The organism is Streptomyces sp. NPDC001348 (assembly GCF_053597535.1).
On sequence record NZ_JBSFIK010000003.1, the window covers coordinates 235,659 to 239,111 of the forward strand.

Annotated in this window: 3 protein-coding genes and 1 pseudogene; all 4 read left to right on the top strand. The window is 72.5% G+C overall.

Going from position 1 to position 3,453, the window contains the following annotated elements; translation table 11 throughout:
* Positions 1-131 (top strand): annotated as a pseudogene (locus tag ACWC21_RS04615) (carbonic anhydrase); the annotation flags it as partial.
* A gap of 231 nt (positions 132-362) precedes the next feature.
* Entirely contained in the window at positions 363-1,400 is a 1,038-nt protein-coding gene (locus ACWC21_RS04620; RefSeq protein WP_450878086.1) for an AAA family ATPase, read from the top strand.
* Complete coding sequence (locus ACWC21_RS04625) at positions 1,400-2,761, top strand: DUF58 domain-containing protein (RefSeq protein WP_450878088.1); 1,362 nt, start codon at positions 1,400-1,402, stop codon at positions 2,759-2,761. The genes ACWC21_RS04620 and ACWC21_RS04625 overlap by 1 nt, the downstream gene beginning before the upstream one ends.
* A 22-nt stretch (positions 2,762-2,783) precedes the next feature.
* A partial coding sequence (locus ACWC21_RS04630) for a DUF3488 domain-containing protein (RefSeq protein ID WP_450878090.1) occupies positions 2,784-3,453 on the top strand: 670 nt, incomplete at its 3' end.

The following is a 3,453-nucleotide window of genomic DNA, read 5'->3' on the forward strand; positions in this document are numbered from 1 at the left end:
ATGTCGACCAGGACGTACGGCAGTCCATGCAGCGCGTACGCACCTCGCCGTTCCTGTTGCACACGGACGACGTACGCGGCTTCGTCTTCGACGTCCGCACGGGTCTGCTGCGCGAGGTCGACCCGGCCTGACCGGCCCGCTCACCCCGGAATCCCGCCACCCGACATCGAAAATCCCGTCGAAAAGGTCATGAGAGCGACATAGTGCGGGCAGTTGTCCACAGGCGAGTGACACGAAACGGTAACGGCGGCAAGAATGCGGGGTGTGACGTCACTCGGGAACTCTTTCCGCGTGCTGTCCGTGTTTCGGGGTGGGCCACCGCAGAGCGACGGCCCTTGTAAGAACGGGCCGAGGAGGGCCGGGTGACGACCTATGACGATCGAGCGAGCCTGACAGATCTGACTGCCACCGTGGAGCGGGTACGCAGTTCGGTGGAAGGAGTGATCGAGGGCAAGCCGGAGGTCGTACGGCTTTCGCTGACCGTACTGCTCGCCGAGGGACATCTTCTGATCGAGGACGTCCCCGGCGTGGGCAAGACGATGCTCGCCAAGGCGCTGGCGCGGTCCATCGACTGTTCGGTGCGGCGCATCCAGTTCACGCCCGACCTGCTGCCCTCCGACATCACCGGCGTGTCCATCTGGGACCAGCAGCGCAGGGACTTCGAGTTCAAGCCGGGTGCGATCTTCGCGCAGATCGTGATCGGCGACGAGATCAACCGCGCCTCCCCCAAGACCCAGTCCGCGTTGCTGGAGTCCATGGCGGAGCGCCAGGTCACGATCGACGGGCAGACCTACGAACTGCCCAGCCCCTTCATGGTGGTGGCCACGCAGAACCCGGTCGAGATGGAGGGCACGTACCCGCTGCCCGAGGCCCAGCGCGACCGCTTCATGGCCCGGGTCTCCGTCGGTTACCCGAGCGTCGAGGCCGAGTTGCAGATGCTGGACGTGCACGGCGGCGTCTCGCCGCTGGAGGACCTCCAGCCGGTGGCCCACGCGCACGAGATCGTGAAACTGATCGAGGCGGTGCGCGGCGTCCACGTCGCCGAGCCGGTCAGCAGGTACGCGGTCGACCTGGTCGCCGCCACCCGCACCCATCCCGACCTCAGACTCGGGGCCTCGCCGCGCGCGACGCTGCACCTGCTGCGCGCGGCGAAGGCGTCCGCCGCCCTCAGCGGGCGGGAGTACGCGCTGCCGGACGATGTGCAGGCCCTCGCCGTGGCCGTGCTGGCCCACCGGCTGCTGCCCACCGCGCAGGCCCAGCTGAACCGGCGCACCGCGGAGCAGGTCGTGCAGGAGATCCTGCAGAACACGCCGGTGCCCACGGCCACGCCGCAGCAGAACGGCCTCGGTCTCGGCCGGGGCGTGCCGGCGTATCCCCAGCAGCCCCCGCGGAGGCTCTGATGACCACCGGGGGGACGGGGCCGGCGGAGGTCGACCGCGGGGAGCGGGGCGGCGTCCGTACGGCACTGGCCGGGCTGACCACCCGCGGGCGGTCCTTCCTGGCCGCCGGTGTCGCCGCCGCGATCTGCGCGTACGTGCTCGGGCAGAGCGAGCTGCTGCGGGTCGGACTGCTGCTGGCCGTCCTGCCGCTGATCTGCGCGACGGTGCTGTACCGCACCCGCTACCGGGTGGCCGGCAGCCGCCGGCTGTCGCCCTCGCGGGTGCCCGCCGGCAGCGAGGCCCGTGTGCACCTGCGGATGGACAACGTCTCGCGGCTGCCGACCGGCCTGCTGATGCTCCAGGACCGGGTGCCGTACGTCCTCGGGCCGCGGCCCCGTTTCGTCCTGGACCGGGTCGAGCCGGGCGGCCGGCGCGAGGTCTCCTACCGGGTCCGTTCCGACCTGCGCGGCCGGTATCCGCTCGGCCCCCTGCAACTGCGGCTGACGGATCCCTTCGGGATGTGCGAACTGACCCGCTCCTTCTCCACGTACGACACCCTGACGGTGATCCCGCGCGTGGAGCCGCTGTCGCCGGTGCATTTCAGCGGCGAGGCGAAGGGGTACGGCGACGGACGGCACCGCTCGGTGGCGCTGGCGGGCGAGGACGACGTGATCCCGCGCGGGTACCGCTACGGTGACGACCTGCGCCGCGTGCACTGGCGCTCCACCGCCCGCTACGGCGAGCTGATGGTGCGCCGCGAGGAGCAGCCGCAGCGGTCCCGCTGCACGGTGCTGCTGGACACCCGGGGCATCGCCTATGCGGGCGCCGGTCCGGACTCGGCCTTCGAGTGGGCGGTGTCGGGCACGGCTTCCGTGCTGGTGCACATGCTCGAACGGGGCTTCTCGGTGCGGCTGCTGACGGACACCGGCAGCGCCGTGCCCGGGGAGGGCGCCGACGGGTTCGCCGGCGCCAGCCAGGAGACGGCGGACGCGGCCGGGCTGCTGATGGACACGCTCGCCGTGATCGACCACTCGGACGGCGCGGGTCTGTCCCGCGCCTATGACGTGCTGCGCGGCGGCAGCGAAGGGCTGCTGGTGGCGTTCCTGGGCGACCTCGACGAGGAACAGGCCGCGGTGGTCGCCAAGATGCGCCGGCGCAGCGGCGGCGCGATCGCCTTCCTGCTGGACGGCGACGTCTGGCTGCGGGAACCGGCCGGCGTTCCCGGACCGGCGGACCCGCACGGCGGGCGTCTTCGGATGCTGCGCGAGGCGGGCTGGACGACCGTGAGCGTCCCCCGTGGCGCCTCCCTGGACGATCTGTGGCGTCAGGCGGACCACGAACGCCGGGGCGTGACCGCGGTGGGCGGCAGGGAGGCCCTGTGAGGACCGGCTGGGAGGAACTGTCATGAGCGGGCGGGCTCGGCTGGCCCTGTTCGCCGCGGCGGCCACGCTGATGGCGTCGTGCGCACTGCTGCCCCTGGTGGACCGGCCGACGTGGCTGATCGAGGCGGTCTTCCTGGTGGCGGCGCAGACGGGCGTGGGCGCGGCCGCCCGGCGGGTGCCGCTGGCCCGGCCGCTGACCGTGGCGGCACAGGCCCTGGCGACTCTGCTGCTGCTGACCCTGGTCTTCGCCCATCAGCAGGCGGTCGCAGGGCTGATACCCGGTCCCGAGGCGTTCCGGCAGCTGACCGGTCTGCTCCAGCAGGGCTCGGACGACGTCAGCCGGTACGCGATCCCGGCGCCGCTGACCGACGGGATCCGGCTGATGCTCGTCGGCGGCGTCCTGGTGATCGGCCTGCTGGTGGACACGCTCGCGGTGACCTTCCGCAGCGCGGCCCCGGCGGGACTGCCGCTGCTCGCGCTGTACTCCGTCGCCGCCGGGCTGTCCGACGGCGGGGGTGCCTGGCTGTGGTTCCTGGTGGCGGCCGCGGGCTATCTGATGCTGCTGCTCGCCGAGGGCCGGGACCGGCTCTCCCAGTGGGGCCGGGTGTTCGGCGGGGCGCCCCGCACGCCCGGCGGGTCGTCGGACGGTGCGGTGGCCCCGGTCCGTACCGGGCGGCGCATCGGCGCGGCGG

Excerpts from the sequence above, each read along its gene's own strand:
- ACWC21_RS04625 (WP_450878088.1), top strand. The coding sequence starts at position 1,400 with ATGACCACCGGGGGGACGGGGCCGGCGGAGGTCGACCGCGGGGAGCGG.